General features: G+C 65.5%; 30 protein-coding genes. 5 read left to right on the top strand and 25 right to left on the bottom strand.

What is annotated here, in order from left to right:
- Positions 1 to 90 precede the first annotated feature (90 nt).
- The 22 genes from lepB to ACE191_RS19700 all read right to left on the bottom strand — a co-directional run bounded on the left by lepB (position 91) and on the right by ACE191_RS19700 (position 14,545).
- Positions 91 to 1,251, bottom strand: coding sequence for a signal peptidase I (lepB, locus tag ACE191_RS19595; protein ID WP_400193936.1), 1,161 nt, complete (start codon positions 1,249 to 1,251; stop codon positions 91 to 93).
- A 204-nt stretch (positions 1,252 to 1,455) separates the two neighbouring features.
- On the bottom strand, positions 1,456 to 2,175 hold the full coding sequence (dapB, locus tag ACE191_RS19600; RefSeq protein ID WP_400193937.1) for a 4-hydroxy-tetrahydrodipicolinate reductase: 720 nt from the start codon (positions 2,173 to 2,175) through the stop codon (positions 1,456 to 1,458).
- A 22-nt stretch (positions 2,176 to 2,197) separates the two neighbouring features.
- Positions 2,198 to 2,929, bottom strand: coding sequence for a DUF5683 domain-containing protein (locus ACE191_RS19605; protein ID WP_400193938.1), 732 nt, complete (start codon positions 2,927 to 2,929; stop codon positions 2,198 to 2,200).
- Between the two features lie 18 nt (positions 2,930 to 2,947).
- Positions 2,948 to 3,886: a ParB/RepB/Spo0J family partition protein gene (locus ACE191_RS19610; protein WP_400193939.1), complete on the bottom strand. Its 939-nt coding sequence runs from the start codon at positions 3,884 to 3,886 to the stop codon at positions 2,948 to 2,950.
- A gap of 266 nt (positions 3,887 to 4,152) precedes the next feature.
- Positions 4,153 to 5,517 (bottom strand): D-alanyl-D-alanine carboxypeptidase/D-alanyl-D-alanine-endopeptidase, encoded by a 1,365-nt coding sequence (locus tag ACE191_RS19615; protein ID WP_400193940.1) that lies wholly within the window; start codon positions 5,515 to 5,517, stop codon positions 4,153 to 4,155.
- Positions 5,518 to 5,630: 113 nt separating this feature from the next.
- On the bottom strand, positions 5,631 to 5,816 hold the full coding sequence (locus ACE191_RS19620) for a hypothetical protein (RefSeq protein ID WP_400193941.1): 186 nt from the start codon (positions 5,814 to 5,816) through the stop codon (positions 5,631 to 5,633).
- A 29-nt stretch (positions 5,817 to 5,845) separates the two neighbouring features.
- Positions 5,846 to 6,244 carry a nuclear transport factor 2 family protein gene (locus ACE191_RS19625; RefSeq protein ID WP_400193942.1) on the bottom strand — a complete coding sequence of 133 codons (399 nt, stop codon included), beginning with the start codon at positions 6,242 to 6,244 and terminating at the stop codon, positions 5,846 to 5,848.
- 175 nt (positions 6,245 to 6,419) lie between these two features.
- Positions 6,420 to 6,752, bottom strand: a complete 333-nt coding sequence (locus ACE191_RS19630; RefSeq protein ID WP_400193943.1) for a DUF1801 domain-containing protein — start codon at positions 6,750 to 6,752, stop codon at positions 6,420 to 6,422.
- Positions 6,753 to 6,919: 167 nt separating this feature from the next.
- Positions 6,920 to 7,339: a hypothetical protein gene (locus tag ACE191_RS19635; protein ID WP_400193944.1), complete on the bottom strand. Its 420-nt coding sequence runs from the start codon at positions 7,337 to 7,339 to the stop codon at positions 6,920 to 6,922.
- A 125-nt stretch (positions 7,340 to 7,464) separates the two neighbouring features.
- Positions 7,465 to 7,977, bottom strand: a complete 513-nt coding sequence (locus ACE191_RS19640) for a hypothetical protein (protein ID WP_400193945.1) — start codon at positions 7,975 to 7,977, stop codon at positions 7,465 to 7,467.
- 185 nt (positions 7,978 to 8,162) lie between these two features.
- Positions 8,163 to 8,474 (bottom strand): hypothetical protein, encoded by a 312-nt coding sequence (locus ACE191_RS19645; RefSeq protein ID WP_400193946.1) that lies wholly within the window; start codon positions 8,472 to 8,474, stop codon positions 8,163 to 8,165.
- A gap of 122 nt (positions 8,475 to 8,596) precedes the next feature.
- Positions 8,597 to 9,004 (bottom strand): cupin domain-containing protein, encoded by a 408-nt coding sequence (locus ACE191_RS19650; protein WP_400193947.1) that lies wholly within the window; start codon positions 9,002 to 9,004, stop codon positions 8,597 to 8,599.
- A gap of 3 nt (positions 9,005 to 9,007) precedes the next feature.
- Positions 9,008 to 9,355 (bottom strand): nuclear transport factor 2 family protein, encoded by a 348-nt coding sequence (locus ACE191_RS19655; protein ID WP_400193948.1) that lies wholly within the window; start codon positions 9,353 to 9,355, stop codon positions 9,008 to 9,010.
- 72 nt (positions 9,356 to 9,427) lie between these two features.
- A complete protein-coding gene (locus ACE191_RS19660; RefSeq protein ID WP_400193949.1) occupies positions 9,428 to 9,739 on the bottom strand; it encodes a hypothetical protein in 312 nt (103 codons plus the stop codon).
- A 60-nt stretch (positions 9,740 to 9,799) separates the two neighbouring features.
- Positions 9,800 to 10,282 carry a YdeI/OmpD-associated family protein gene (locus ACE191_RS19665; protein WP_400193950.1) on the bottom strand — a complete coding sequence of 161 codons (483 nt, stop codon included), beginning with the start codon at positions 10,280 to 10,282 and terminating at the stop codon, positions 9,800 to 9,802.
- Between the two features lie 145 nt (positions 10,283 to 10,427).
- Positions 10,428 to 10,880, bottom strand: coding sequence for a DinB family protein (locus tag ACE191_RS19670; protein ID WP_400193951.1), 453 nt, complete (start codon positions 10,878 to 10,880; stop codon positions 10,428 to 10,430).
- Positions 10,870 to 11,685 (bottom strand): PhzF family phenazine biosynthesis protein, encoded by an 816-nt coding sequence (locus ACE191_RS19675; protein ID WP_400193952.1) that lies wholly within the window; start codon positions 11,683 to 11,685, stop codon positions 10,870 to 10,872. Before ACE191_RS19675 ends, ACE191_RS19670 begins: the two co-directional genes overlap by 11 nt.
- 124 nt (positions 11,686 to 11,809) lie before the next feature.
- The gene (locus ACE191_RS19680; RefSeq protein ID WP_400193953.1) at positions 11,810 to 12,373 is read right to left on the bottom strand and encodes a DUF4256 domain-containing protein; all 564 of its coding nucleotides are present in this window, start codon (positions 12,371 to 12,373) and stop codon (positions 11,810 to 11,812) included.
- A 47-nt stretch (positions 12,374 to 12,420) separates the two neighbouring features.
- Positions 12,421 to 13,047, bottom strand: coding sequence for a class I SAM-dependent methyltransferase (locus ACE191_RS19685; protein ID WP_400193954.1), 627 nt, complete (start codon positions 13,045 to 13,047; stop codon positions 12,421 to 12,423).
- A gap of 61 nt (positions 13,048 to 13,108) precedes the next feature.
- Positions 13,109 to 13,735 carry a hypothetical protein gene (locus ACE191_RS19690; protein ID WP_400193955.1) on the bottom strand — a complete coding sequence of 209 codons (627 nt, stop codon included), beginning with the start codon at positions 13,733 to 13,735 and terminating at the stop codon, positions 13,109 to 13,111.
- A gap of 73 nt (positions 13,736 to 13,808) precedes the next feature.
- Positions 13,809 to 14,015 (bottom strand): helix-turn-helix domain-containing protein, encoded by a 207-nt coding sequence (locus ACE191_RS19695; protein WP_400193956.1) that lies wholly within the window; start codon positions 14,013 to 14,015, stop codon positions 13,809 to 13,811.
- Between the two features lie 2 nt (positions 14,016 to 14,017).
- On the bottom strand, positions 14,018 to 14,545 hold the full coding sequence (locus tag ACE191_RS19700) for a DUF2975 domain-containing protein (RefSeq protein ID WP_400193957.1): 528 nt from the start codon (positions 14,543 to 14,545) through the stop codon (positions 14,018 to 14,020).
- Positions 14,546 to 14,819: 274 nt separating this feature from the next.
- On the opposite strand from ACE191_RS19700, the gene ACE191_RS19705 reads away from it, so the two are divergent.
- The 3 genes from ACE191_RS19705 (at position 14,820) to ACE191_RS19715 (ending at position 20,077) form a co-directional block, all read left to right on the top strand.
- Positions 14,820 to 16,475 (top strand): CTP synthase, encoded by a 1,656-nt coding sequence (locus ACE191_RS19705; protein ID WP_400193958.1) that lies wholly within the window; start codon positions 14,820 to 14,822, stop codon positions 16,473 to 16,475.
- A 233-nt stretch (positions 16,476 to 16,708) separates the two neighbouring features.
- On the top strand, positions 16,709 to 18,535 hold the full coding sequence (gene yidC / locus ACE191_RS19710; RefSeq protein WP_400193959.1) for a membrane protein insertase YidC: 1,827 nt from the start codon (positions 16,709 to 16,711) through the stop codon (positions 18,533 to 18,535).
- Between the two features lie 141 nt (positions 18,536 to 18,676).
- Positions 18,677 to 20,077, top strand: coding sequence for a DUF6438 domain-containing protein (locus ACE191_RS19715; protein ID WP_400193960.1), 1,401 nt, complete (start codon positions 18,677 to 18,679; stop codon positions 20,075 to 20,077).
- Positions 20,078 to 20,170: 93 nt separating this feature from the next.
- Here the strand turns inward: ACE191_RS19715 and ACE191_RS19720 are convergent, their stop codons facing one another.
- Positions 20,171 to 21,931 carry an ABC transporter substrate-binding protein gene (locus ACE191_RS19720; RefSeq protein ID WP_400193961.1) on the bottom strand — a complete coding sequence of 587 codons (1,761 nt, stop codon included), beginning with the start codon at positions 21,929 to 21,931 and terminating at the stop codon, positions 20,171 to 20,173.
- An 88-nt stretch (positions 21,932 to 22,019) separates the two neighbouring features.
- Here ACE191_RS19720 and ACE191_RS19725 point away from each other — a divergent pair, with 88 nt between their 5' ends.
- A complete protein-coding gene (locus ACE191_RS19725; protein ID WP_400193962.1) occupies positions 22,020 to 22,700 on the top strand; it encodes a metal-dependent hydrolase in 681 nt (226 codons plus the stop codon).
- Between the two features lie 95 nt (positions 22,701 to 22,795).
- The gene (locus tag ACE191_RS19730; RefSeq protein ID WP_400193963.1) at positions 22,796 to 23,605 is read left to right on the top strand and encodes a ParA family protein; all 810 of its coding nucleotides are present in this window, start codon (positions 22,796 to 22,798) and stop codon (positions 23,603 to 23,605) included.
- Between the two features lie 101 nt (positions 23,606 to 23,706).
- Here the strand turns inward: ACE191_RS19730 and ACE191_RS19735 are convergent, their stop codons facing one another.
- Positions 23,707 to 24,750 carry a hypothetical protein gene (locus tag ACE191_RS19735; RefSeq protein ID WP_400193964.1) on the bottom strand — a complete coding sequence of 348 codons (1,044 nt, stop codon included), beginning with the start codon at positions 24,748 to 24,750 and terminating at the stop codon, positions 23,707 to 23,709.
- Entirely contained in the window at positions 24,747 to 26,441 is a 1,695-nt protein-coding gene (locus ACE191_RS19740; RefSeq protein ID WP_400193965.1) for an NAD(P)-binding protein, read from the bottom strand. Before ACE191_RS19740 ends, ACE191_RS19735 begins: the two co-directional genes overlap by 4 nt.
- Positions 26,442 to 26,465: the final 24 nt, after the last annotated feature.

The following is a 26,465-nucleotide window of genomic DNA, read 5'->3' on the forward strand; positions in this document are numbered from 1 at the left end:
AAGTGGTGCCACGGCTTTGAGCCGTGGCACCACACCGGGCAATCGTCCACAAAATCCGGGGAATCCGCCGAATCCGGAAGAATCCGTGATTTAGTTGATAGTGTTGAACAGGCGGCTCCAGCGGATCTTGTTCAGGAAGGAAGCGTGCGGGTCCACCGACATCCAGATCAGCACGGCCTTGCCCACGACGTGGTCTTCGGGCACGAAGCCCCAGTAGCGCGAGTCGAGCGAGTCGTGGCGGTTGTCGCCCATCATGAAGTAGTAGTCCTGCTTGAAGGTGTAGCTGGTCAGCGGCTTGCCGTTCTGCAGAATCTGCCCGCCCTGCACCGTAATGCCCTCGTTGTGCTCGTAGCGCTGGATAATTTTCTGGTAGATGGGCACGTTCTGCGGGGTCAGCTGCACGGTCTGGCCCTTCTTGGGCACCGGCAGTGGGCCGTAGAAGTCGCGGTTCCAGTTCACCACCTGGCCCGGCACGCTCTCGGGGTAGTCGGGGTTGTTGGGGAAGGTTTCCAGCTCGGCCTTGCCGGCCTCGGCGGTTTCGCGCACCAGGCCGCGCACGTAGGGCTGCTGCTTGAAGAACGCAGCCGTGGTGGCCGTCATGTCCACCACGAAGGTGGGCGTGGGAAACATGGGATTGGGCGTGGGCAGGCCGTTGTCGTTGCCGTAAATCACCACGTTCTGCTGCTTGAAGGCGGCCTTCAGCTCGTCGTCGGGCTGGGGCACGTCGAGGAAGTAGCGCGTCTGGGCGCCGGGCGGCGTGCCCTGCGACTGGCCGTTGACGAACACCTCCTGGTCGCGGATTTCCAGCACGTCGCCGGCCACGGCCACGCAGCGCTTGATGTAGTTGGTGCGCAGGTCGGCGGGGTGCTGGTTTTCAAAGGGCACGTTGAACACCACCACGTCGCCGCGCTTCACCTCCGAAAAGCCCGGCAGGCGGTACGAGGTCAGCTGCAGGGCGTCGGAGTAGCTGGGCAGGTTGGTGCCCCAGATGGTCTGGTGGGTGAGGGGCACCTGCAGCGGCGTTTGCGGGGTGCGCGGGCCGTAGTGCAGCTTGCTCACAAACAGGTAGTCGCCCACCAGCAGGGAGTGCTCCATGGAGGGCGTGGGAATGGTGTAGGCCTCGAAGGTGGCCCAGCGGATGAGCGTGGCGGCCACCACCGCGAACAGGATAGCGTCGCCCCACTCGCGCCAGAAACTCTTGGGCTTGGCCGGCTGCTCGGCTTCTTTTTTCTTCCAGAACGTAACTGCCATCAGGGGTGCTTGGAGAGTGACACGTGACAGGTAACACGTGACAGGTTTGGAGGTAATGGATAATAGGCTGAAACCCGGGGTTGCAGCTTGGGCTGGGACAGCAAGGATAAGGGGTCGGGCCGAATTTCACCGCACGCCGGCCGCGAAATGTAGACGGTCCTACAGGCAGCACGTGTCACCTGTTACGTGTCACGGGTTACCCGACTACAGCCCCAGCAAATCCTTCATGCCGAACACGCCCTGGTGGCCGGGCAGCCACTCGGCGGCCAGCACCGCGCCGTGGGCGAAACCCTCGCGCGAGAGGGCCTCGTGCTTGAGCTCCAGGTTGTCGACGGCCGAGGAATAGGTCACGATGTGGGTGCCCACGGCCTCGCCGGTACGCTCCGAGCGGATGGCCAGCTCCTGCGGCGACTGGGCCACGTCGTTGCGCCAGGTTTTCTTGTCGGGGTAGTGGCGCAGAATGCCCTCGGCGATGGTCAGGGCCGTGCCGCTGGGCTGGTCGATTTTGTGCACGTGGTGAATTTCGCGCACCTGCACGTCGTAGCCGCCGAACTGGGCCATTTTGGTGGCCACGTACTCGTTGAAGTGGAAAAACAGGTTCACGCCCACGCTGTAGTTGGAGGCGTAGAACAGCGCCCCGTTCTGCTGCTGGGTCAGCTCGCGGGCCTCGGGGAAGCGGTGCAGCCAGCCCGTCGAGCCGCACACCACCGGCAGGCCCTGGCGCAGGCAGGCCGTTACGTTGGCAAAGGCCGCGTCGGGGTGGGTAAACTCAATGGCTACGTCGGCGTCGGCGGGTCCGAAGTCGGTGAGCTGGGTTTCGGGGCGCGAGGGGTCGATGATGCCGACAATCTGGTGGCCGCGGCTCCGGGCCTGGGTTTCGATGGTGCGGCCCATTTTGCCGTACCCGATCAGTAAAAGCTTCATAGCTGAAAAGAAACGTCCGGCCTCAGCGGCGCGCAGCCGGGGGCGGGTTCAGGGTAAAGGTAAACGCCACGCCGGTGGCGGGCAGCGGGCTGCCGGGGGGCAGCAGCAGCGTGGGCTGGCAGCGCAAGCTCAGATCTTCGCTGATGTCGAAGTCGTGCAGGTGGGCGTCGACCAGGGCATCGAGCACCTGCAGGCCGTAGGCCAGGGCGATGTAGGCGAAAAACACGTCGCGCTGCGAGCGGTAGGCGTTGAACACGCGCTGCTGCGAGGCGTCGCCAGTGGCCGTATTGGAGTACAGCCCGGAGCGGGCGCCCGGGTCGGCGAGCGACCTGACCAGCTCGGGATTCACCGGCACGGCCTGCTCGGCAGCCTGGCGGCGGCGCCGAATGTCGTAGCCGGCCTTGAACTCCTGGTAGCGCCGCCAGTAAAACAGCTCGCCGTACACGGTGCCGCCCAGGCCGGCGTACACCAGCGGCAGCTTCCAGTACTTGCGGTTGTACACCTGGCCCGCGCCCGGCAGCACCAGCGACAGCACCGCCGCCTTGGTGGGCCGCGTCATGCGCAAGCCCAGCAGCCGCTCGGTGCGCCGCAGCGAGTCGGGCACGGCGGGCGCGGCCACCTGCGCCGAGTCGGGTCCGGTAGTGACGGTCTGGGCCCGGGCCGCCGGGGCGGGAAAAAGCAGCAGCCCCACCGCCAGCAGCAGTGGGGCTACCTTCAGGCGGGTAACCAGGCTTGGGAAACGCGGGTTGTTCATAGCGCCCTTCAACGCGGGCTAGGCCGGTTGCAGTATGCTCAGGATGCGGTGCATGTCCTCGGCCGAATCGAAGGCAATGCGGATTTCGCCGCGCCCCTGGGCCGTGGGCTTTACTTGTACGCGGGAGCCGAAGCGGTCGGACAAGTGCCGCTCGGCGCGCTTGATTTCGGCGGGCGGCACCACGGGCTGCTCCTCGCCGCGCGGGTTGGCCTTGGCCGCCGGGGCCACGGCGCCCTGGCGCACCAGCTGCTCCACGCGGCGCACCGACATTTCCTCGGCCACGATGCGCTGGAACAGGTTCAGCTGCTGCTGCGGGTCTTCCACGCTGAGCAGGGCGCGGGCGTGGCCCATCGAGATGAGCGTGTCGCGCAGGCCAATCTGGATGTCGGGCGGCAGCTTGAGCAGGCGCAGGTAGTTGGTCACCGTCGAGCGGTTTTTGCCCACCCGGTCGCCCAGCTCTTCCTGCTTGAGGTTGCACTCGCTCACCAGGCGCTGGTAGCTGAGGGCAATTTCGATGGCGTTGAGGTTTTCGCGCTGGATGTTCTCAATCAGCGCCATTTCCAGCATCTGCTGGTCGTCGGCCTTGCGGATGTAGGCCGGAATGGCTTCGAGGCCGGCCAGGCGCGAGGCCTGCAGGCGTCGTTCCCCCGAAATCAGCTGGTAGGCGGCGGGGCCGGTCTGGCGCACCGTTACGGGCTGAATGATACCCTGCACGCGGATGCTTTCGGCCAGCTCCTGCAGGGCTTCCTGGTCGAAGTGGGTGCGGGGCTGGAAAGGGTTGGTTTCGATCTGCTCCACCGGAATCAGCCCCACCGAGTTGGCGGGGTGCGGCACCAGCCGCTCGCCCTTCTTCTCGTAGCTGCCTTCGATGAGGGCGTTCAGGCCCCGGCCCAGTCCGCCCACGCGGCGCTTGGCCAGCGGCGAGGGGGCGGTTTTCTCTTCGTGCTTCTCTGACATACTCACTCCAAGCTCCACCGACCAAGTGAGGGCCGGCGGGAAACCAAAAATAGGGGAAAGCGCCGGGAAAGCCGCCAATAATTTTGTGGAACGTTGAAGTGAATTGTGGTTAAATGCTTGAAGAATAGATTTTTATTCGTGGAACATTTTGGTTGCCAGCATCTCAGTTGCCAGTTGATAGTTGTGAGTTGCCAGTTACGGGGGACCTGTTACGTGTCACTTGTTCCCTGTCACCTGTTACGTGTCACGTGTTACCCCAAAAAAACTCACAGCCGTTCGCGCACCAGGGTGAGCAGGCGCTCCATCTCGCGGCGCACGGCTTCGGTGCCGGCCAGGTGGTTGTTGTTGAGGAAGCTGAAGGCCAGCAGCTGGCCCGAGCGGGTGCGCACGAAGCCGCAGAGGTTGTGGTTGTTGCTGAGCGTGCCGGTTTTGCCCCAGAGCCAAGGCTTTTTGTCGGGGCTGCGGTAGGCGCGGCGCAGGGTGCCCTGGCCACCGCCGGCCGCCAGCAGGCTCAGCAGCCGCGGCTCGGGCACCAGCTGGTGCAGCTGCCGCAGCAGGGCCACCTGGTTGCGGGGCGTGTTCAGGTTCAGCCGCGAGAGGCCCGAGCCATCGACCCAGGCCACCGAGTCGGGCAGGGGGCGCAGCCAGCCCTGGCGCCGCACGTGGGCCATCACGCGGGCGGCGCTGAGCGTGTCGTGGCCGAGCTGGGCGGCGCACAGCAGCAGGGTTTGCTCGGCCAGCAGGTTGTCGCTCACCCGCACCATGCGCCGCAGCAGCGAGTCGACGGGCAGGCCGTAGAGGGTGCGGCCGGGTGAGCCGGGCTGCGGGCGCCAGCGGCCGGGCTGCACGTCGCGGTGCAGGGTGTCGCGCAGCAAAGTCAGCAGCAGCGCGGGGCTGGTGCGGAACGGACTCTCATCAACCCAGGCCCTGGGAGCGGCAAACCAAGTGTAACGGTTGGCTTCGGGCTCGCGCAGCACGTGGTCGGGGCTGGTGGCGCCGGCCGGGGCGGCCTGCACCAGGGGCCGGAACCAGCGCGGCTGCACCACCGGCGCCCTCCCGGGCTGGCGGGCGTAGAAGCGCACGGTGTGGCCGTAGATGGGAAAGCCGCCGCGCTCGGGCTGGAAATAGTAGGGGTAGTCGTCCCAGGGCCAGCCGGGGCCGTAGGCCGACTCGGCGTAGGGCGTGGGCGCCAGCCGCAGCGGACCGGGCCAGCGCTGCATAAACTGGTAGGCCCGGGCCGAGGGCACGTCGCCGTGCAGCAGGGTAGGGTCGCCGGTGCCGCGCACCAGCAGCGTGTCGCCGCGCACCTGGTAGCGCAGGCTGGGCACCGAGTCGCCCAGGATGCGCAGGGCGGCGTAGAGGGTGAGCAGCTTGTGGGTGCTGGCGGGCACGAAATATTTATCGGCGTGCCAGCTCAGCAGACTCTGGCCGGTGGCCACGTAGCTGAGCTGCAAGCCGGCGTGGTGCTGGCGCAGCACGGGCGAGGCCTCCAGCTCGCGCAGCAGCCAGTCGGCCGGGGCGGCGGGCAGGGGCGGGGCCGCGGTGGGCGGCAGGGCGGGCGTAGTCTGGGCCGGGGCGACCAGGGCGGCCGGGAGCAGGCCGGCCAGCAGAAGAAGGCGGAAGCGAAGCATGGGAGGTCTAAGCTACGGCACGAACCGACAGCGGGGCCGCGCCCGCGGCGGAAAGCGGGCTAACGGCCGTTGCGGAGAAGTAAGAGCGCCCGGAAACCAGGGAATCGTTGGCGCTATTTCCGCGGCGGGGCTTGCCGAAACGGCTGGCGGGCTTTTGCTTCCAGGCGGCGGTTCCAAGCTTTGATAGGGGCGCGCAGCCGGCGTCGGTTCTCCAGGATTTCCTCCACGTAGTTGCCGTACACGGCCACGGCCTTGTTACCCACGATGCGGTAGTACGGCGCCGGGAACTGTTGCGCCACGTAAGCCGAGTCGTAGCCGGGCGGCAGCGCTACTGCGCGGGCGGCGGGGCGGCGGGCTCCACGATCTTCCAGTAGGAATCCTTGCGGGTGACTTTGCCCTCGCGGAACTCCCATAGGTCGCAGCCCCGCACCGTGATGTTGACTCCCGCAACGGTGGTGCCGGTGAGGGTCCACTCCGACAGGCCCCTGGCACCATCGGCGGATACCCAGTGGCGGTCGGCCCCGTAGTGCACATCGGGAATGCCCCGGAAGCGGCTGGCCAGGGCCGCGCGCACCTGGGCTTTGCCCACGAAGCGCTGCCCCCACGGCTCGGGCCCCCGCGGAAAATCGAACGAGCAGTCATCCGAGAAGAAGGCCATGATGGCATCCAGGTCGTGGCGGTTGAAGGCGGCCAGAATCTGCTGCAGGGTGTCGGGGGTGACGGTCATGGCGGAAGAATTGGCGGGAGTGGCAGGGCCCTGGTCGGTGGCGCGGCGGCCGCAGCGGCTTAGCCCCAACAGTCCCACGAGCAGCGCAACGAATACGGGTGGGGTGGTCATGGGCGTAGCCGCTTCCGCGGTGAATTGCCGGCCCCTGACCGGGGCGGCTAAACGACGGGCCTCGTTACCGGGTCAGCAGTTGAAACCACCGCGTCAGTTGTTGCTCGTCCACGTCGGCCAGCTGGCGAAGCTTGAGGTGGCGCATGGCCGGGCCCGTGCCTTCCAGCAGCGGGGCGGCGTCGGGCAGGCGGGTGGCGTCGAAAAAGCCCAGGGTGATGTAGGATTTGGCGGTTTTGAGGTAGGCAAAATCCGAACCGGCCGCAAACACTGGCCGGCCCCATTTAAACTGCTCCTGCGTGGCGGGCACCGCCTGCCAGATCAGCTGCCGGAGCCGCTGCAGGATGGCGCGCTGCTCAGCCGCCGCATGGTCGATGTAGTCGGTAACCTGAGGGTTCATAGGCAGGGTGTAAGGGTGGCCGGGACCGGGCCTGGGAAGGTAAGTAAAGCTGTGGTCTGCCATGAGATAAGCCAGCTGCCGCCGGGTTTTTCGCTCGCGCCGCCCGCAAAAAAAGCCCCCGAGCGCGGTGCTCGGGGGCTTTTTGGCGGAATGCGTTCGGGGCCGGGTTAAGCGGGCAGCGCGTCGTGGCGCTGCTGCACGGCGGTAATGGCCTGGGTCAGCAGCGCTACCTGGGCGTCGACCTGGTCGGCGTCCACGTCGGCCAGAAAGTCAATGACGCCGCCGGCGTTCGTAGCGCGCCGGGTTAGCCGCTTCTGCTGGAACTCGGCTACTTCCAGTTCGTCTTCGGCGCGCAGGCGGTCATTGGCCGACAGGTCGGGCTTGGCCAGCTGCCCGGTCAGGTAGGCTACCCGTTCGGTAGCCCTGGCCAGAAGCTGGGCAGTGGTCGTTTCCGCCCGGTCGCCGCGCCAGTCCCGGTACTCCTGATTCTGGTCGCGGTTCTGGTAGCCGCGCAGCTCGGCTTCCAGCTTTTCTTTGGCCTCCAGGCACTGGGCCCGGGTCTGTAGTTTGTTCACGTCGAATGCCATGACGCCAATGGGGTTAAGAGTGAAAAATGCGTGGTTTAAACATGATAAATGCTGACGATATTTCAAAACGTGACGGTTTTTTTTGAAATATTAACTAAAAAAGGCCCGAATTCAGGGCCTCTTGCTCAGTCGGCCGGCAGCAGGGCCCGCAGCGCGGCGGCCTCGGTTTCGAGGGCTTCGGCGCGCAGGCGCAGCAGGTGGTACTGGGCGCTCAGGACAGGAGGCAGGGCGGCGGAGCGCCGCTCCAGCCAGCGGTGCCGGAACCAGTTGTGCCAGGCCGGCCAGTCGAGGGCACTATCCGGCTCGGCGGCGGGGCCGGGGTCGGGCGGCAGGGCGGCCCGAATGGCGGGCAGCGCCGCCACCCAGCGGGCCGCCGCGGTGGCCTGGGCTTCCAAGGGCTCCAGCTGCCGCCGCAGCCGCCGGGCGTGGTACTGGCAGTAGCGCAGGCGGGCGTCGAGCGGGTCGGCCTCGGGCGGAGCCAGGGCCAGCGGGGGCGGCAGGCCGGGGGTGTCCCCTTCGGAGCCGGGCAGCGGCAGCTGGCGCAGCAGCGGGGCCAGGGCCTGGGCCGCGGCGGGGCTCAGGCTGCGCCGGCCGGTGGAAAGATGACTGACGTGGGCTTTGGTGAGGCCAAGCCACATTGCCAGGGCATCTTGTGAAATGCCGAAGTAGGCGCTTACGGCAGCCGAAGCGGAGTCAGAATAGAGCGCAGGGCGCGGCATGTGGTGTATACTATTGTTGATGATGGGTCAATATAGTATATAGGAGCTGTATACTATTGCTCTTGGTGGAGACAAAGAGTATACAAGGGGGCTAACGTTGCCGGCTACCTTAGCACGCTGGGATTTGCTTGAACGACCTCTTCAAATTTCAGCTTCCACTCGGCCAGAGGAAGGTATGTTTCTTCCTGCTCGTCATCAAAGTAAATCCAGCCACCGATTCGGTCGGACAGCAGCTTGAGGGCTGTTAGGTCATCCGGTCCGATATATGTTCGTCCCCACTCCCTGGGGCCGCTTACTAAGGCATGCCACAGCACATATTCCAGGTTCTGCATCCACCCTGCTGTCCAACCCAATTCAGAAATATTGCCCATTGTATAGGCTAGCAAAAACGTGTCTTCTTTCAAGTCGCACATCATAGCGGTAATGGAGAGGGGAAAACGGCGCTGCCATTGTTACCCCGGCGGCAAGGCGGGGCCGGGGCGTTCGGGCATCATGCGAGCGGAGCCCGGCATAGCCGGCCACGCGTTACGCGGCGCTACTAGACCTGGCTGGCAAACCAACTGACGATGGCGGGCATGTTGCGCTCGAAGCCGCCCGGAATGAAAAAATTAAGCACCCCGGTTTGCTGGTCGGTTTGGTTGCGGAAGTCGTGCAGGGTATTGGCCGGCACCCGGATGAAGGTCCCGCGCTCGGCCTGTATCCAGGTGTCGCCTACCAAGATAGACGTGGTGCCTGCCAGCACATAAAACACCTCGTCGTGGGCTTCGTGCAGATGGGCGCCGGGGCCTTCGGCGTGGGGTTCCAGCCACCATTCCGAAATGCTGTACTGCCCGTTGGTTTCGTTTTCGTCGGCTTTGAATACAGCCGTCATCCCCCCGCAGGGGTACTGCCGGCCCTGCCCCGGCGCCAGAATCAGAACTGCGGTGTGGTCGTTTGGGTGTTGCATGTGCTAGGGCTTGATGACGAAGGCCCGCAGCTCGGCCATCTTGCCGTCGCGAAACCGCCACACGTCGCAGTAGGCATGCTCCACCGCCTGCCCGCTTTCGTCGGGCAGCACGATGGTGCCCAGGGCCGTCACGAAATCATCTTCGGCAATGAGCTGCTCGACGCGAAAGCGGGGCGGCTGCTGGTAGGCGGTGGCCATCCACTGCCGCACCGCCGGCTTGCCCCGCAGCGTCTGTTCGCCCACGAAGGTCCACTCGGTGTCGTCGGTGCAGTGGGCGAGGAAGCCTTCGTAGTCGCCGGCCGTGATGGCCGCGTTGGCCTGTTGCAGAATGGTTTTGTTGGCGTTAGGCATAGAATAGGAGGGTTAGAGTGGGGTGGTTACGGGGATGACCGGGCGCGGGCGCTGCCCCCGCGCCGCATCAGGCTACCGAAGCAGGCGGCTGTCTTGCTCTACTGCCTGGGCAAACTTGCGTTGCCACTCGGCCAGGGGAATGGCCGTTTCCCCCTGTTCTTCCTCGTAGTATATCCAGCAGCCGCAGCGTTCCGAGAGGAGCTTGAGCGCTCGGATGTCGTTGGAGCCGATGGTAACCCGGCCGAACTCCCGGCGACCGGTAGTGACGGCGTGCCACAGCACGTACTCCAGGTTCTGCATCCAGCCCGCGCTCCAGCCCAGCTCGGAGAGGTTGCTCATGGTGTAAGCCAGCAGAAAAGCGTCGCCTTCGAGGTCGTTTAGCATGGTAGCGGGTGGGGGTTGGGGCACAAGTTGCGGGGGACTACGCGCGGAGTAGAGCGGCCGTTAGGGCTTGTCGCGGCCGATGAAGCGGCCGTTGCCCAGTAAAAAGTCGATAGCCCGGCCGACGTTGCGGTGGATGCTTTCCTCGGTTTTCAGCGAAGCGATGTAGCGCACGATTTCCTTGCGCCGGGAGGCCGGCAGGCCGTCGAATACCTCCTGGGCGGCGGGGCAGTCGGCCAGGGCCTGTACCAGCCGGGGGTGGGGCGTAAGCGTGCGGTCGGCCGGGTCGAAGGCCAGGGTCAGGGTAATGGTTTCGCCGATTCTCTTGGGAGAGTTTTTCAGCATCAGGGTATTGATATACAGTCGCCAGTGGCCCTGGTAGCGGACCAGCGTCTGCGAATACGGCTGGCCGTTAACGGTACCCCGAATGGGAATCGGCCCCTTGCTGGTGCCGGCCTGCGCGAAGATGTCGGTCAGAATAGCGTCGGGCACGAACACGAACGGATTGATGCCGATGATGTCAATAGCTGCTTCAAACCGGTGCATAAGGGTTGTTTTTCTGGGTCGGCGGCTTGTTGGCTAACAATGAAGGCACCACCGGGCACGAAATGGAGCGGAGGAAATCGGCCGCTTACCGCCCCCGAAACCCGAGGAAGGAAATACCGGGTTGGGGGTCCGCCGCTGCGGAGGCTCACGCTGGCTGGTCGAGCAGGCGGCGGTGGTAGTTGAGCTGGCCAAGGTGGTAAGTGAGGTGCGTGGCCAGGTGGGTCAGCAGAAACTCGGTCGAGGTCTTGTGCTCCAGCACCAGCAGGGGGTACTCCTGCGACAGCGCGGCAGCGGGCAGCTCCGCCAGCGTGGTGGCAACGACTGCGCTGGTTTCGTCGATGCGGCGCAGCAACTCGGCGCGGGGCACGTGGCGCTGGGAAAACTCCTGCTCCCGGTTGCGCACGTAGCCCGTGTGGCCAAGCTGCTGGCCAATGTAAGTGTTCAGGTTGCCCAGCAGGTGCAGGCACAGGTTGCCGCCCGGGTTTGCAATGGCGCCGGCGGTTAGCCACAGGTTTTCCTCGCGGCGGTACAATTCGATTTCCCGGCGCAGGCGGGCCAAATCCCGGCGAAACAGGGCCGATAGGGTTTCAGTGCTCATGCGGGTCCAGGTAGAATGTGCCGGCCAGAACGGTTACAGCCTCGCCGTAAATGCCCACGCCGTCGGGCAGCAGCTCGGTGCGCATGTGGCCCGTGCGCGCCGAAGACTGAAACGCCCGCAGCTGGTGCCGCTGCAGCTTGTCGGCCCAGTACTTGGTCAGGAAGGTTTGCACGCCGCCCGTTACGGGGTCTTCGTTGGTGCCGGCCCAGGGCCAGAAGTAGCGGTAGTGAAAATCGTACGGGGGCGCGTCGGCGCAGGCCGTTACCAGCACGCCGTTGATGCCGTGGTAGGCCCGCAGCAAAGCCGCGAAGTCGGGCTGTAAGCCGGCCAGCTCCGCCGCGCTGTCGATTTCGAGGAGGATGATGTTGTTGCGCGGGCTGTAGCGCGCGTGGAGGCAATGGGCCAGCCCAAGGGCCCGCAGCACGGCGGCTGGCACAGCCATTGGCTCAGTTTCGTACACCGGAAAGCGCATGCGGATGCTGCCATGCACCTGCTCGCAGAGCAGCTCCACTCCGGCGGAGTTGACGAACACCACCCGAGGCAGGCCGGTAGCGTCGAAGAGGACTTTGGCGGCTGCCAGGGTGGCGTGCCCGCACAGCGGAATTTCCTGCTTGGGCGTGAAGAAGCGGATGCGGTAGCTTTCCCGCGTCGCATCGGGCCGCAGGAACGCCGTTTCGGAAAACCCGATTTCGGCCGCTACGTGCTGCATCGTGGCCGCGCTCAGCTCGTGCTCGGGCAAGCACACCGCCGCTGGATTGCCCGCAAACCGCGTGGTGGTAAAGGAGTCAACGAAAAAGGTTTTCATGGCCCGAAGATGGCAAGCGGCCGGCGCTAAAAAAGCAACCGGCACGGGGAGTTGTCGGGCCCGGGCACTTCGCCGGCCGGTTTCAACCGTGCGTCCCTGGCTAAGCATAAATGTCCAACCCCGCTCACACCCGCAGCATGCCCCGGAACCCCCGGGCCGCGTAGTACGACGCGGCGCCGTTGTGGTACACGAACGTCTGCCCGTAGCGGTAGTCGCCAAAGAGCGCGCCGCCGAGCTGGCGGATGGGGGCCGGCGTCAGCAGCCAGCTGGAGGTTTTGGCGTCGAAGCGGCCCAGGCGCTGCAGCTCACGGTACTGCGCCTCGGTGAGCAGCTCAATGCCCATAGCGGCGGCCGCGTCCACGGCGTTGCCCACGGGCGGGTGGTCCTTGCGCGATTCCAGGGCCGGCAGGTCGTAGCACAGGCTGCGGCGGCCAGCGGGGCTTTCGGCCGCGCAGTCGCAGAACAGGTACTCGCCGGTCTGCGCGTCGTGGCCCACCACGTCGGGCTCGCCGCCGCTGGCTTCCATCTGCTGCAGCGACCAAAGTCGGGCCTCGTGGGCCATCAGCCGGGCCCGCACCTCGGCCCACTGCAGGTTGGGGTGGCGGTTCGCGTGTTGGGCGAAGCGGGCCTGCAAAAGGCGCAGCAGCTCGTCGCGCTGCTCGGGGGCCAGGGTTTTTTCCGGAGTCATAGGGGAAGAGGCGTTTCTGCCGGTGGTGCGGGCGGAGCCGGGCCCGTTCAGGCGGCGGGTTTGCGGCATTGAATCAGGAAGAAAGGAAAGTTCTCCTCAACCTCCACTACCTCCACCAGGCCAAACCGCCCAAACTCCCGCGTCACGGATTCGCGGTCGTAGAAAAACAGCCTGACGCCGCGCATGATTTCGTAGCGGTCCGGGCTGAGGCGCCGGCCGCGGCCGTAGGTGGGCGCCTGCGTGGTTATGGCGGTGAACAGCATGCAGCCGCCGGGCGCCAGCTGGCGGTAGCAGTCGGCAATGAGCTTGCGGCGCGCCGGGCGGCTGAGCAAATGAACCAGGTCGTAGCAGAAAATGCCGTCGTAGCGCTGCGCGTCGAAGGGCATGGCGGCGACCGAGCCGTGGTAGATGACGAGGTCGGGGCCGTAGTGCTGGCGGGCCAGGTCGATGGCCGTCTGGGCTATTTCGATGCCGGTTACGCGCATGCCGGCCGCGCGGAATGCCTGCGCGTTGCGGCCGTAGCCAATGCCGGGTACCAGCACCTGCCGCACGCCCAGCCGCACAAATACGTCGCGGGCCAGAAGCGCCGAGCGGGCCGGCTCAAATCCCCACATGGTCTGCTTGTCCTGAAAGCTGGCTTCCCAGAACTCGGGTTGGGGCGGGCGGCGGCTCATGAGTAGCGCGGGTTGGGTGGCGGCGGGCAGCCTGCGAGAGGCAGTCCGCCTAAAATCAGCGTCAGCTGCCGGGCTTTCGGCTCTTAAGCCGGGTGATATAGATGCCCGCAAGTATGGTTACGCCAATGAGCAGCCCCAGCAACAGCTTCAGCTGCCGTTGCTGCTTGGCGATGGTCGCGGAAAACGCCTGGTGTTGGCTGACAAGCTCCAGGTAGGCGGGTTTATTTACTACCAGCGCGTTGCGCGGGTCGGTCGAAATGTCGCCGTAGTCCCTCGACAGCTCCTGCAGGATTTTCAGGTCCGCGGCCAGGAACCGGCCGGCTTCCGCGGTTTTTGTGCACGAGGAAGTGCTGTAATAGCCGCCGCCTAAATCGTGCGCGAAAACGAAATACTCTTTGCCTTCCTCAAAGAAAAAATCACACGATGTATTGGTGTTGACGATGGAAATAACGCCTCCACCGGATTTTGCCTTTTTATATCCTTGCGTTACCTCAAAATTTATTAATTCCGCACCAAAGCCCTGGCTGTTGTAGAATTTGTTCCTGGCAATTTCTGTTACCCGCCCCTTGAAAATCAGGCTGGAATGACTGAAAGCCCGGTCGATCGGCGGCGGGGAAAGGCACATGCAGGCCAGGGCGGTCTGGCAGTGAAAAAGCAGCGCCGTTACGAGTAAACCGGCTTTCGTCATCGGACTCAGCAATTGCTTAGGGGTTGGGTAAGGTGGCAAACTTCCGGCATTAGGCGCCGCTGCTGCCGCCGATTCATTCCTCCTGGTATTCCAGAATATCCCCCGGCTGGCAGTCCAGGGCCTTGCAGATGGCTTCGAGGGTGCTGAAGCGGATGGCCTTGGCCTTGCCCGTTTTCAGGATGGACAGGTTGGACAAGGTCAGGTCGACCTTGCCGGACAGCTCGTTGAGCGACATTTTGCGCTTGGCCATCATCACGTCCAGGTTCACGACGATGGGCATGCTCAGATGGTTAGCTCGTGTTCGGACTGCAGGTCGATGCCCTTCTGGAATACCTGCGCTACCACGAACAGGATGCCGGCCAGAAACAGGAACTCGCCGCCGGCCCAGCCTCCGGGCGCGTCCAGGCCCCGCTTTAGCAGCCAGTCGCTGTAGCCCTCGGCCAGCAGCGCCACGATGCCGGCGCCCAGGGCCGCGTGGCTGATCTGGGCGATGAGCCCGCCCACGGCCGGGCTGAAGGGCTGCTCGAAGTTGAGCTTGGCGAAAATAGCCGTTACCAGGTAGGCCATATAAGCCTTGGCACCCCACAGATACAGCAGCAGCGACCCCACGCCGAGGTAGTGCCGGCGGCTGGCCGTTTGCAGCGCGTGCAGGTCCAGGCCCATATACAGGTCGCGGGCCGCGTCGGCATTCACAAATAGGCTCACCAGCAACGAAACGGCCAGGGCTCCGGTCTTGATGCACAGGCCGATGAAGATAACCCAGAAGACCACCTGCATGGTGGTCAGAATGGTTTGACTGCGGGTTTCCATGGGAAGGTGAAGGTTGGTGAAGGTTGAAACGGGAAAGGTGAAGCGGCCTGGGCAGTGGCAGGAGCGGGGCAGCCGACAGGTTTAGCCGCCGGGGATACGCAAGCCGCTTGATGTTGCAATTGTCAACAAAAATTTATTGATAAACAATAAATATCTGCTTTTTTCACCTAACCCTGCGGGGGGCCGCGGCCGCCTATCCGAAGCGGTGGCCGGCGCAGTTTTCGGCGCCACAGCCGACGCCACCCCACATATTCCCCTACCTTTGTTTCCCGTTATGCCAGACCGAATCCCCACCCCCCCGGCTGCAACGGCCAAGTTCATTTTTGTCACCGGCGGAGTTACCTCCTCCCTGGGCAAGGGCATTATCTCGGCCTCGCTGGCCAAGCTTTTGCAGGCCCGCGGCTTCCGGGTCACCATCCAGAAGTTCGACCCCTACATCAACATCGACCCGGGCACGCTCAACCCCTACGAGCACGGCGAGTGTTACGTAACCGACGACGGAGCCGAAACCGACCTCGACCTGGGCCACTACGAGCGGTTCCTGAACGTGCCCACCTCGCAGGCCAACAACGTGACTACCGGCCGCATCTACGACACGGTGATTCGCCGCGAGCGGGAGGGCGCCTTCCTGGGCAAGACGGTGCAGGTGGTGCCCCACATCACCGATGAGATTAAGCGCCGCATGCTGCTGCTGGGCCAGAGCGGCGAGTTCGACGTGGTCATCACCGAAATCGGCGGCTGCATCGGCGACATCGAGTCGCTGCCCTTCGTGGAGGCCGTGCGCCAGCTGCGCTGGGAGCTGCCGCCCAACGATTCGCTGGTGATTCACCTCACGCTGTTGCCCTACCTGAAGGCGGCCGGCGAGCTGAAAACCAAGCCCACCCAGCACTCGGTGCGCGATTTGCGCGAGGCCGGTTTGCAGCCCGACATCCTGGTGTGCCGCTCCGAGCACCCCATCCCGGTGGAGATGCGCAAGAAGATTGCCCTGTTCTGCAACGTGCAAATCAACTCCGTCATCGAGTCGCTCGACGCCGACTCGATTTACTCGGTGCCGCTGCTCATGCGCAAGGAAAAGCTCGACGAGCGCGTCATCAAGAAAATGAAGCTCACCGGCGGCGCGCCCGAGCCCGACCTGGAAATCTGGAAGGATTTCCTGGGCAAGCTGAAAAATCCCACCGAGGAAGTGACCGTGGCTTTGGTGGGCAAGTACGTGGAGCTGCCCGACGCCTACAAGTCCATCCTGGAAGCCTTCGTGCACGCCGGCGCCCAGAACGAGTGTCGCGTGACGGTGCGCATGATTCAGAGTGAGCACATCAGCCCCGAAAACGTGGCCCAGCTGCTGCACGGTGCCGATGGCGTGCTGGTGGCGCCGGGCTTCGGCGAGCGGGGCTTCGAGGGCAAGCTGGCCGCCATCCGCTACGTGCGCGAGGCGGGCATTCCGTTCTTCGGTATTTGCCTGGGCATGCAGTGCGCCGTGGTGGAGTTTGCCCGCAACGTGCTGGGCCTGGAAGGCGCCAACTCCACGGAGATGGACGCGCAGACCCCGCACCCGGTTATCGGCCTGATGGCCGAGCAGAAAAACATCACCCAGAAGGGCGGCACCATGCGCTTGGGTGCCTACGCCTGCGAGCTGCGCAAGGGCTCCAAGGCCGCCAAGGCCTACGGCCGCCACCACATCGAGGAGCGCCACCGCCACCGCTACGAGTTCAACAACGAGTTTCTCAAGCAATTCGAGGACGCGGGCATGCTGGCCTCGGGCGTGAACCCCGACACCGGTCTGGTGGAAATGATTGAGCTGCGCGACCATCCCTGGTTTGTGGCCGGGCAGTTTCATCCCGAGCTGAAAAGCACGGTGCAGAACCCGCACCCGCTGTTCGTGCGCTTCGTGCGCGCCGCCATTCAGCACCACAAGCAGCTGGTGGCCGTGTAGCCGCGCGGGGCCGGCGGCCGGGCTCCGGCTCGGCCGGCCCCGCGCGGCCGACGCTACTGGCCAATTTGTCAGGCTGCTAGCCCCGCGCCCGGTTGTTGCCACGGGCCTCAACCCGGGCTCAAGTTGGCGCGGGTGTAGGCAGTTGGTTGATTGCCACGTACTTTTGCGGTTCGTTTCGGCAGTCCCGGCTGCTGGTCGGCGCTAACTGCCTTTTACCCAATACCCATCCATTCATGGATAAGAACCAGGCCACTGGCCTAATGCTCATTTCGGCCATGCTGCTGGCGTACCTGCTGTTCTTCGCCCCGAAGAAGGAGGAGCAGGCCGCCGCCGAAAAACCGGCCAAAGCCGCCGCGGCGGCCCCCGCCGCGCCCGCCCCGCTCGACTCGGCCGCCCGCACGCGCCTGCTCGGCGCCTTCGCCGCCGCGGCCCAGGGCACGGCCGAAACCGTGGAGCTGCGCAACCAGCACCTGACGGTAACCTTCTCGACCCGCGGCGGCCGCCCCGAAGTGGTGCGCCTGAACGAGGAGAAAACCTTCTTCGAGCAGCCCCTCTACCTGCTCGACAAGCAGAGCGGCGCCATCGACGTGCAGCTGCCCACCCAGGACGGCCGCAAGGTGAAGCTCGCCGACTTGTACTTCCGCCCCTCGGCGGTGCAGCCCGTGACGGTGGGCGGCAAGCAAGGCAAGCAGGTGGTCTTCGTGGCCGAGGTGGCGCCGGGCCAGCAGATCGAGCAGACCTACACCCTGCTCGACGACAGCTACCAGGTGGGCTACAACCTGAAGCTAATGGGCCTGAGCAGCCTCGTGTCGGCCGAGCCGCTGACGCTCAACTGGCTGGACCGCGTGCGCCAGACCGAGAAGAGCATCAAGCAGAACCGCAACCACTCGACCATCAACTACTACCTGGCCGAAGACGACCTGGGCACCATTGCCGAGGCCTCGGAGTCGCCCGAAACCCAGGAGGTGAGCACCCCGGTGAAGTGGCTGGGCCACAAGCACGACTTCTTCACGGCCGGCCTGGTGGCGGGCAACGAGTTCAGCAAGGGCGTCTTCAAGACCACGGTGGATTTGAACGACTCCACCTTCATCAAGACCCTGCACAGCTCGGTGCAGATACCGGCCGCCGACGTGCAGTCGGCCACGGGTGCGCAGATGCAGTTCTTCTTCGGCCCCAACTCCTTCCCGGTGCTCAAGCAGGTAGCGCCCGAGTTTGAGCGCAACGTGTACCTGGGTTGGGGCCTGTTCCGCTGGGTGAACCGCTTCCTGGTGATTCCGGTGTTCAACTTCCTCGAAGCCTACATCAGCTCCTACGGGTTGATCATCGTCATCCTGGTGGTCATCATCAAGCTGCTGCTCTGGCCGCTGGTATACAAGTCCTACCTCTCGCAGGCCAAGATGCGCGTGCTCAAGCCTGAGGTCGACGCCATCAAGGAAAAGTACGGCGACGACCAGATGAAGGTGCAGCAGGAAACCATGAAGCTCTACCAGAGCACGGGCTCCAGCCCGCTGGCCGGCTGCATTCCCATGCTGGCCACCATTCCCATCTTGCTGGCCTTGTTCCAGTTTTTCCCCAACGCCATTGAGCTGCGCGGCGAGTCGTTTTTGTGGGCCACCGACCTGAGCACCTACGACGACCCCATCAAGCTGCCGTTTGCCCTGCCCTACATGGGTTCGCACATCAGTTTGATGACGGTGCTGATGACCATCTCGACCCTGCTCATGACCTGGCAGAGCAACCAGCTCAACCCCTCGGCCATGCAGGGCCCGATGAAGGTGTACAGCTACCTGATGCCGCTGATCTTCTTCTTCGTGCTGAACGACTATCCCGCTGGTCTGACCTGGTACTACTTCGTGTCGAACATCGTCACCTTCGCCCAGCAGGCCATTACCCGCACCTTCGTCGACGAAGACAAGCTGCACGCCCAGCTGCAGGCCAACAAGGAAAAGAACAAGGACAAGAAGCCCGGTGGCTTCCAGGCCCGCCTGGCCGAGGCCATGAAGGCGGCCCAGGAGCGCGAAGTGGAAGCCAAGAAGCAGCCGCAGTCCAAGAAAAAATAATTTTTGGCCTGTTGATCAGCCGATTAAAGCCGCCCGGTGCACGCATCGGGCGGCTTTTTTGTTAGGGCTCGTTTTGGCCCGGCGGTATTGGTCCGCTTTTTGGAAATTGCCGGGCCAGACCCCCTTCTCTCTCCCACGGCTATGCGTTTACCTCTACCATCCCTGGCCCTGGCGCTGCTGCTGGGCAGCGCGGCCCTGCCGGCCTGCACCGTCAACTACTACGTTACCGACGGGCAGAACACCCGGCCCCGCGGTCCGCGCCCCACCCGCGCCGACGACAACGACTGGGTGTACAACGGCGGCTCCCAGCCCGGCTACGGCACACCGGCGCCCAACACGCCCGGCCCGGTGCGGGCCACGCCCGCCACGCCGTCGTCGACGCCCATTCGCACTTCGCCCAGCCCCACGCGGCCCCCGGTAACCGAAGCGGGCGGCACGGTGAAGCCGCCGGTGAAAGCCCCCGTGCCCACCAAGGAACCCATCAAAACCACTCCCGTTACCGAAACCGGCGGCATCAAGCCCAAGCCGCCCACCGGCGGCCTCACCCAGCAGCCGGTGCGCGAAACCGGGGGAGTGAAGCAGCCCGGCACCAGCGGCGTGGTGCTGCACGAGACGGGCGGCTTCAAGGGCCCGGTGAAGACTACGCCGGCCGAGCCGGGCGCCATCAAGCAGCCAGCGCAGGCGGGGCAAACCGGTGGCACCCGCCCACCCGTACGGGAGAACGGTGCTCCCGTGGGCCAGGCTCCCGCCAGCGGCGAGCAGCCCACGGCCGGCCAGCCCGCCGCCAACCCCGGCAGCCAGCCGGGCGTGGTGCTGCACGAAACCGGCGGCTTCAAGGGCCCGACGCGCACCCATCCGCGGGAACCCGGCAGCGTGAAAAACCCCGGCACCATCAAGCAGCCGCCGGTGCAGCCCACGGGCAGCCTGAATGAGGCCCCGGCCAGCGCCGAGCAGCCCACGACCCCGCAGCCGGGAGCCAGCAGCGGGGCCGAGCAACCGGGCAACGGCGGCGTGGTATTGCACGAGACGGGCGGCTTCAAGGGGCCAACCCGCAGCCAGCCGCGGGAAACGGGCGCTACCAAAGCCGGCGAAACGGGCGGCACCCGGCCGCCGGTGCGCGAAACCGGCGCGGCCGTGGGCGAAGCGCCCACCAAGGGTGAGCAGCCCACGGGCGAGAACCCGGTTATCGTGTTCAAGAAAACGCCCTGCCTGGGCCCGTGTCCGCACTTCGAGGCGCAGATCTGGGCCAACGGCCGGGTGCGCTACGTGGGCTACCGCAACGCGCCCAAGGAAGGCACCCTGGAGCTGACGCTGCCCGCCAGCACCGTGGCTGAAATTCTGCGCCAGGCCGACGAAGTGCGCTTCCGCAAGCTGCAGGACCAGTACCTGAGCGGCGCCACCGACATGCCCTCGACCTTCCTCACCATTGCCCAGCCCGGCCTGCCCAGCAAAACCGTGCAGGTAGAACAGGGCGCCCCCGACGCGCTGATGAGTTTGCTCACGTTCGTCGACAACGAGATAAACACCGCTGTGCTGCGCTAACTTTCTTGCCGACTTCTCACGAAAAAGCCCCGCCGGCAGCAGCTGGCGGGGCTTTTTCGTGCCTGTGGCGCGGGGCAGGCATTTCGCCAAGGCTCAATCCTTGCGCACACGCTCGAGCACCAGCTGGTTCATGGGGTTGGGGTTGAGGCCGCGCACGTTGTTCTGGGTCAGGCGCACCACCTCGTCGTAGTAGAGCGCAACGACCGGCGCTTCCTGCATCATGAGGCGGTCCATGGCCTGGTAGAGCTGCCAGCGGCGCTGGTCGTCGCGCTCGAGCTTGGCCTGCTCGTAGAGGCGGTCGTAGGCCAAGCTGCGAAAGTGGGTTTTGTTGGGGCCGGCGGGGCTGAAGTTGGGGCCGTAGAACAGAGCCAGGTAGTTTTCGGCGTCGGGGTAGTCGCCCAGCCAGCTTTTGGTAAAGAACGCCGCCCGGCCGTTGTCGACCAGCTCCTGGTGCGCGGCGGCCTGGTTCACGTCGATGGCGACCTGCACGCCCACCTCGGCCCACTTCTTCTGCAGGTACTCGCAGATTTCCTTGCGCTCGGCCACGGTGCTCAGCCGCAGGCGCAGTGGCCGGCCGCCGGGGCCGTAGCCGGCGGCCCGCAGCAGCTCGCGGGCCTTGGCGGGCTGGTAGGTGTAGCCCGGCACGGCCTGCTCGCTGAACGAGGGCAAGGACGAAGGCACGAAGCCCGAGTGGCCCGGCCGCCCCACGTTGTTGATAAAGTACGCCAGCAGCTCGGGCCGGTTGATGGCGTAGCTCAGCGCCTGCCGCACCCTCCGGTCGCGCAGGGCGGGCTGGTCGGCGGGGCCGCGCAGGTTGGTGGGGTCGAGCTGAAAGCCCAGGTATTCGGTGTTGAGGTAGGGCACCTTCTGCAGACGGAACTTGCCGGCGAAGTCCTCGCGCACCGAGCCATCGGGGTTCATGATCAGGTCGCGGGAGCCTTCGCGCACGCCCGACAGAAAGTCGAGCTTGCCCTGCATGAAGGTCAAAAACTCGGTTTTGCGGTCGGCAATAAAGCTGATGAGCACCGCGTCGAGGTAGGGCAGCGGCCGGCCCTGGGCGTCGCGGCGCCAGTAATTGGGGTTGCGGTGGTACACGATGGCCGAGCCCTCGTCCCAGCGCCGAAACACGAACGGGCCGGTGCCCACCGGATGCTCGCGGAAGTCCTTGCCGTAGCGCTGCACGGCCTCGCGCGGCACCACGTAGGCGTAGGGCATGGTCAGAATGCCCAGAAAAGGAATGAACGGCTCCTTCAGGTAAATGCGCACCGTGGAGTCGTTCGGGGCCACGAAGGCGGTGTCGGACGGCTCACCGTCGGGCTTTTCGAGCACCTTGCCGCGAAAAATCCAGCCACCGGGGCTGGCCGTGGGCTTGTCGAGCAGGCGACGGAAGGAGTACACCACGTCCGAGGCCCGCACCTCGCGGCCGCGGCCGCCGGCAAACACCTCCGAGTCGTGGAAGCGCACGCCGGGGCGCAGCACAAAGGTGTAGCGCCGGCCGTCGGGCGAAATGTCGTAGCGACGGGCCAGGGCCGGGGCCGGGCGCAGCGAGTCGTCGAGCTCGATCAGGCCGTTGTAGAGCTGCGTGACGGCCCAGATGTTGGCCTGGCTGCGGGCAAAAGCGGGGTCGAGCGAGGTCAGGGCCTCGGGCTGGTTGTAGCGAAATACGCGCCGCTCGTCGGCTTCGGGCCGGGCGTCGCCGCAGGCCGCCAGCAGGGGTAGCGCCAAGCCCAGCAGCCACGGTTTCAGGGCGGTAGCCAGGCGGGGGCGGGGCGGGTGCGGGCAGGAAGTCAAACGGGGTGGCAGGGGCAGCAAAAAACCCTGAAACGGCCCGGAAGAGGCCCAAAAGCGGGGCATGCGGAAGGCAAAAGAGGTGTATATTTGTAGCAAAGTACGGCTAAATTCGCTGGCCTTTCCCGGCCCGTTTACCTGCTTTGCCCCGCGCATGAAACTCACCTACTACGGCCATTCCTGCTTCCTGCTCGAAACCGGCGGCAGCCGCCTGCTCTTCGACCCCTTCATCCGGCCCAACCCGCTGGCCAAGGATGTGGACGTGGACGCCATCGAGGCCGACTACATCCTGCTCAGCCACGGCCACGCCGACCACGTAGCCGACGCCGAGGAAATCGGCCGGCGCACCGGCGCCGGGCTCATCGGCATGTTTGAGGTGCTGAGCTGGTTCGAGGCCAAGGGCCTGAAAGCCGAGCTGAAGATGAACCTGGGCGGCAAGGTAAAGCTGCCCTTCGGTACGGTGAAGATGGTGCCGGCGGCCCACTCCAGCTCGATGCCCGACGGCTCGTACGGCGGCGTGGCGGGCGGTTTCGTTATCGAGTCGGAGGGCAAGACCCTGTACTTTGCCGGCGACACGGCCCTGAGCTACGACATGAAGCTCATCGGCGAGCTGCACGACGTGGACGTGGCCCTGCTGCCGGTGGGCGACCATTTCACCATGGGCGTGGCCGACGCGCTGGTGGCGGCCGACTGGCTGAACTGCTTCCGCATCATCGGCATGCACTACGACACCTTCCCGGCCATCGACCTCGACGACGCGAAGGCCATGGACCAGGCCATGCACGCCGGCAAGGAGCTGGTGCTGCTCAAAATCGGCCAAACGATTAATCTGTAAGTTGCCCGTTGGCAGTTGTCCGTTGTCAGTTTCCTAATTTCGGGTATTCGACCACGGCTGACAACTGACAACCGGCCCCTGTCAACTAGAGAGAAATGGGTAAAATCATTGCGGTAGCCAACCAGAAAGGCGGCGTGGGCAAAACCACCTCGTCCATCAACCTTGCGGCCTCGTTGGCGGCGCTGGAATACCGCACCCTGCTGGTAGATGCCGATCCGCAGGCCAATGCCACCTCCGGCGTGGGCTTCGACCCCAAGGACATCCAGCACAGCATCTACGAGTGCATGGTCGACGGCATCAACGCCCAGGACATCATCCTGCAGACCAACATCCTGCCCCACCTCGACCTGATGCCCTCGCACATCGACCTGGTGGGGGCCGAGGTGGAAATGATCAACCTGCCCAACCGCGAGGAAAAGATGAAGCTGGCGCTGGCGCCCATTGCCGAGCACTACGACTTCATCATCATCGACTGCTCGCCTTCGCTGGGGTTGATTACCGTCAATGCCCTCACGGCGGCCAATTCGGTCATCATTCCGGTGCAGTGCGAGTACTTTGCCCTCGAAGGCCTGGGCAAGCTGCTCAACACCATCAAGATCATCCAGAGCCGCCTCAACACCCAGCTCGACATCGAAGGCATTCTGCTGACCATGTACGACGTGCGCCTGCGCCTCTCCAACCAGGTGGTGGAGGAAGTGAAAACCCACTTCCAGCAGCTGGTGTTCGACACCATCATCCCGCGCAATGTGAAGCTGAGCGAGTCGCCCAGCTTCGGCATTCCCGTCATCCTGCACGACGCCGAGAGCAAGGGCTCGATCAGCTACCTGAACCTGGCCCGTGAAATCGTGGAGAAAAACATCGTGGCCGGCAGCAGCGGCGCCTACGCCGAAGACGACGCGGCCTAACTGCCCGCTGGCCAGAACTGACAGGCCCCGGTCGTGACTGACCGGGGCCTGTTGTTTTTCGGGGCGGATGGGTTCCGTTGCGGCAGACCGGAGCCAGGCGTTCAGTTTGGTTTGCGGCGGCGCCAGATAAAGCCGTCGAGCACGTAGTGCGTGGCCTGGGGCAAAGCCAGCAGCGGCACCAGCACAGCCAGCCAGGTGGCGTCGGCCACGCGGGGCAGGTGCTGAAACGCGCCGAACGCGGCCGCGTGCTCGCGCCACACCAGTCCGTCCCAGAAGCCTTCCTCCACGTAGGCCAGCACCGCTACCAGTCCCAGAAACACCAGCAGGCCGTAGCGGCCTCGCCAGGCCCCGCGCCGCGCCAGCCGGCCATTGGGCTGGTGCTGCGGGCCGCTGCTCCACACCAGGGCCAGGTAAGGTATGCCGTGCGACATCACGTTGAGCAGGGTGAAGGCCAAATCGCCGTTGAAGTACACGATGCCGAAAAACCAGGAAACCAGCGTACCGGCCACCAGCAGGTTGCGCGGCCAGTTGAAAGCGCGTGTGCGCCACCACTGCCGCGCCTCCTTACCCGCGTACAATAGCAGCACGGCCGCGTACAGGCCCGTGGCCAGGTAGCGCCCCGCGGCCCAGTCGTGCTGCACGAAGTCGCCCTCGATAAACCAGTTGAAGTTGCGCGGGGGCGAGAAGTGCCAGTACAGCAGCGGGTAGATGGTGGCGTAGTAGATGACCACCGTGTCGAGCCACTGCCCGCGCCCGCGCGGCTCGTGGCGGGCGTAGAGGCGCAGGAAGCCGTACTGCTGCCGAATGAAGTGAAACACGGCCAGGTAGGCCAGCACCCGCCAGAACAGCAGCGCGCCGCCCCCCAGGTACAAAGCCACGCCCACGCCGTAGCAGCCGGCCGGCACCAACCAGAACAGCAGCCAGCGCTGGCGCCGCCGCAGCGGGTCGAGGTAGGTGCGAAACAGCGTGCTGTACACGTGGGCGACGTCGATGAGCACGACCAGGGCTACCCAGGCCAGCAGCGGCATCTGGGCCGTGGCCCGGTAGGCCGGGGGCAGCAGTCCTACCACCGCCAGTGCCACGAAGGGCGGGGCCAGAATAAACAGGCCGTCGTAGCGGGCCGAGCGAATCCAGGGCTGGCTCATGCGCGGGAGGCGTGCAGGATTTCCTCGGCGGCGCGAATGCCCTGGTAGAATCCTTCTTCGAAAATAGATACCCCGCTCAGGTCGGTGTGGGCAAAGAACAGGCGGCCGTTGCGCGGGCGGGCCGCAGCGGCGCGGGCCGGGTGCCAGAGGTAGCCGGGCGTGGGTGCCACCATGCCGTGGCCCCACACCCAGAGCTCGGCCCGCTGCACGTGGGGCGCTACGCCGGGGTGGGCCTTTTCCAGCTCGGCCAGAATGCGCGCCAGCCAGGTTTCGTAGGGTGTTTCGTAGGCCTGGCGCCGGGCCTGGTCGGGCTCTTGCTCCGAGAGCGGCCAGTACAGGGTGATAACCTTGGCGCCGGGCTGCTGCTCCACCTGCTGGTGGTTGGCGTTGATGTAGCCCAGCGAGGCGCTGCCAAACTGCACGTTGTCCCAGCACAGGGGCATGCCCGGGCCCTGGGGCAGGCCGGCTACCGTAAGGTTGGCAATCAGCCAGGGGGCCTGGTAGGGCTGAAGCGCGGGCAACTCGGGCAGGGCGGCGGCCAGCAGGCGGCGGGTAACGAAGTGCGGCGTGGCCAGCAGCACCTGGCGCGCGAGCACGCGGGTGGTCTGCTGCGTCCGGGCATCGTAAGTCAGCACCTCCACGCCCGCGGCGGTTTCGCGCAGGGCGTAGGCCAGGGTATGGGGCCAGATGCCGTCCGGGGCCGCCTGGCGCAGGTGCTGGGTCAGAAAGTGGTTGCCCTCGGGCCAGGTCAGCACGTCGGCGGCCTGGGCGTTGTGGGCGCGGCCCTTGCGGCCGGCAAAGTAGTGCAGCCCGGCCCAGGCCGACACGCGCCCGGCGGGGGCGCCGTAGTCGTCGCGGCAGCAGTAGTCGAGGTACCAGCGCAGGTAGGGGGAGGTGAAGCCTTCCCCGGCAAGGTAGTCGGCGAAGCTCAGCGCGTCGAGCCGGCGAAACGCAGGGTCGGCCGACGAGTGGTCGAGCGGAATGGCGAAGGCGTCGCGGCCATCGGTGCCCCGGGCGTGGCGCATGGTTTCGGCCAGGGCGAGGAAGCGGGCAATCTGCTGCTGATCGGCCGGGGGCACGCCCAGCGTGGGCACCAGGCCCTGCTGCCAATGGCCGTGAATGTGCAGGCGCTCCTCGGGGTCGTGGCAGAGGTAGTACTCGTTGTACACGGGCAGGCCGGCCGGGCTGAAGCCGGTGATGACGCCCGCTTCGGCCAGGAAGTCGAGCAGCTCGCGGTTGCGCACGTCGGGAATGGGCAGGTAGTGCGCCCCCCAGGGGTAGGCCGACACCTCGTTGCGCCCCGCCGCGGCGTTGCCGCCCAGCGTTTCCTCCAGCTCTACCAGCAGCACCTGGTGCTGGCCGTGGCGGTGCAGCCAGCGCCGGGCCGAGAGGCCGCTCACGCCGCCGCCCACAATCAGCACCTCGGTGCGCACCGTGCGGCTGGGGGCGGGCAGTCGGCCGGGGTGGCGCAGCAGATGGCCGGTGGCGTGGCCCGCGCCGCGCAGTTGCCCCGGGATGCTTGCCCCCGCGGTGCCCGGCGCGCACGACTCCAGCGCGGCCGGACTCAGCAGCAGGCCGGCCGCGCCCAGGGCAGTATTCCGCAGGAAGCGGCGGCGCGAAAGCGCCCCGGCCAGCCCGCTTTCGGCGGCGAGCGGCACCGCAGGCGGCAAACCGGGAGAAGGAGGGTTCATGGGCAGGTAGGAGCCAGTAGCAGC

The organism is Hymenobacter sp. B81, from assembly GCF_044628455.1.
Taxonomy (GTDB): Bacteria; Bacteroidota; Bacteroidia; order Cytophagales; family Hymenobacteraceae; genus Solirubrum.

Excerpts from the sequence above, each read along its gene's own strand:
- ACE191_RS19700 (WP_400193957.1), bottom strand. The coding sequence starts at position 14,545 with ATGGAAACCCGCAGTCAAACCATTCTGACCACCATGCAGGTGGTCTTC.
- ACE191_RS19725 (WP_400193962.1), top strand. The coding sequence starts at position 22,020 with ATGAAACTCACCTACTACGGCCATTCCTGCTTCCTGCTCGAAACCGGC.
- ACE191_RS19675 (WP_400193952.1), bottom strand. The coding sequence starts at position 11,685 with ATGAAAACCTTTTTCGTTGACTCCTTTACCACCACGCGGTTTGCGGGC.
- ACE191_RS19645 (WP_400193946.1), bottom strand. The coding sequence starts at position 8,474 with ATGATGTGCGACTTGAAAGAAGACACGTTTTTGCTAGCCTATACAATG.
- ACE191_RS19665 (WP_400193950.1), bottom strand. The coding sequence starts at position 10,282 with ATGCACCGGTTTGAAGCAGCTATTGACATCATCGGCATCAATCCGTTC.
- ACE191_RS19685 (WP_400193954.1), bottom strand. The coding sequence starts at position 13,047 with ATGAGCCGCCGCCCGCCCCAACCCGAGTTCTGGGAAGCCAGCTTTCAG.
- ACE191_RS19630 (WP_400193943.1), bottom strand. The coding sequence starts at position 6,752 with ATGAACCCTCAGGTTACCGACTACATCGACCATGCGGCGGCTGAGCAG.
- ACE191_RS19680 (WP_400193953.1), bottom strand. The coding sequence starts at position 12,373 with ATGACTCCGGAAAAAACCCTGGCCCCCGAGCAGCGCGACGAGCTGCTG.
- ACE191_RS19720 (WP_400193961.1), bottom strand. The coding sequence starts at position 21,931 with ATGCCCCGCTTTTGGGCCTCTTCCGGGCCGTTTCAGGGTTTTTTGCTG.
- ACE191_RS19670 (WP_400193951.1), bottom strand. The coding sequence starts at position 10,880 with ATGAGCACTGAAACCCTATCGGCCCTGTTTCGCCGGGATTTGGCCCGC.
- ACE191_RS19625 (WP_400193942.1), bottom strand. The coding sequence starts at position 6,244 with ATGACCGTCACCCCCGACACCCTGCAGCAGATTCTGGCCGCCTTCAAC.
- ACE191_RS19610 (WP_400193939.1), bottom strand. The coding sequence starts at position 3,886 with ATGTCAGAGAAGCACGAAGAGAAAACCGCCCCCTCGCCGCTGGCCAAG.
- ACE191_RS19640 (WP_400193945.1), bottom strand. The coding sequence starts at position 7,977 with ATGTGGCTTGGCCTCACCAAAGCCCACGTCAGTCATCTTTCCACCGGC.
- ACE191_RS19730 (WP_400193963.1), top strand. The coding sequence starts at position 22,796 with ATGGGTAAAATCATTGCGGTAGCCAACCAGAAAGGCGGCGTGGGCAAA.
- ACE191_RS19690 (WP_400193955.1), bottom strand. The coding sequence starts at position 13,735 with ATGACGAAAGCCGGTTTACTCGTAACGGCGCTGCTTTTTCACTGCCAG.
- ACE191_RS19660 (WP_400193949.1), bottom strand. The coding sequence starts at position 9,739 with ATGCTAAACGACCTCGAAGGCGACGCTTTTCTGCTGGCTTACACCATG.
- ACE191_RS19695 (WP_400193956.1), bottom strand. The coding sequence starts at position 14,015 with ATGCCCATCGTCGTGAACCTGGACGTGATGATGGCCAAGCGCAAAATG.
- lepB (WP_400193936.1), bottom strand. The coding sequence starts at position 1,251 with ATGGCAGTTACGTTCTGGAAGAAAAAAGAAGCCGAGCAGCCGGCCAAG.
- ACE191_RS19715 (WP_400193960.1), top strand. The coding sequence starts at position 18,677 with ATGCGTTTACCTCTACCATCCCTGGCCCTGGCGCTGCTGCTGGGCAGC.
- ACE191_RS19605 (WP_400193938.1), bottom strand. The coding sequence starts at position 2,929 with ATGAACAACCCGCGTTTCCCAAGCCTGGTTACCCGCCTGAAGGTAGCC.
- ACE191_RS19615 (WP_400193940.1), bottom strand. The coding sequence starts at position 5,517 with ATGCTTCGCTTCCGCCTTCTTCTGCTGGCCGGCCTGCTCCCGGCCGCC.
- ACE191_RS19635 (WP_400193944.1), bottom strand. The coding sequence starts at position 7,339 with ATGGCATTCGACGTGAACAAACTACAGACCCGGGCCCAGTGCCTGGAG.
- ACE191_RS19655 (WP_400193948.1), bottom strand. The coding sequence starts at position 9,355 with ATGCCTAACGCCAACAAAACCATTCTGCAACAGGCCAACGCGGCCATC.
- ACE191_RS19705 (WP_400193958.1), top strand. The coding sequence starts at position 14,820 with ATGCCAGACCGAATCCCCACCCCCCCGGCTGCAACGGCCAAGTTCATT.
- ACE191_RS19650 (WP_400193947.1), bottom strand. The coding sequence starts at position 9,004 with ATGCAACACCCAAACGACCACACCGCAGTTCTGATTCTGGCGCCGGGG.
- ACE191_RS19740 (WP_400193965.1), bottom strand. The coding sequence starts at position 26,441 with ATGAACCCTCCTTCTCCCGGTTTGCCGCCTGCGGTGCCGCTCGCCGCC.
- dapB (WP_400193937.1), bottom strand. The coding sequence starts at position 2,175 with ATGAAGCTTTTACTGATCGGGTACGGCAAAATGGGCCGCACCATCGAA.
- ACE191_RS19735 (WP_400193964.1), bottom strand. The coding sequence starts at position 24,750 with ATGAGCCAGCCCTGGATTCGCTCGGCCCGCTACGACGGCCTGTTTATT.
- yidC (WP_400193959.1), top strand. The coding sequence starts at position 16,709 with ATGGATAAGAACCAGGCCACTGGCCTAATGCTCATTTCGGCCATGCTG.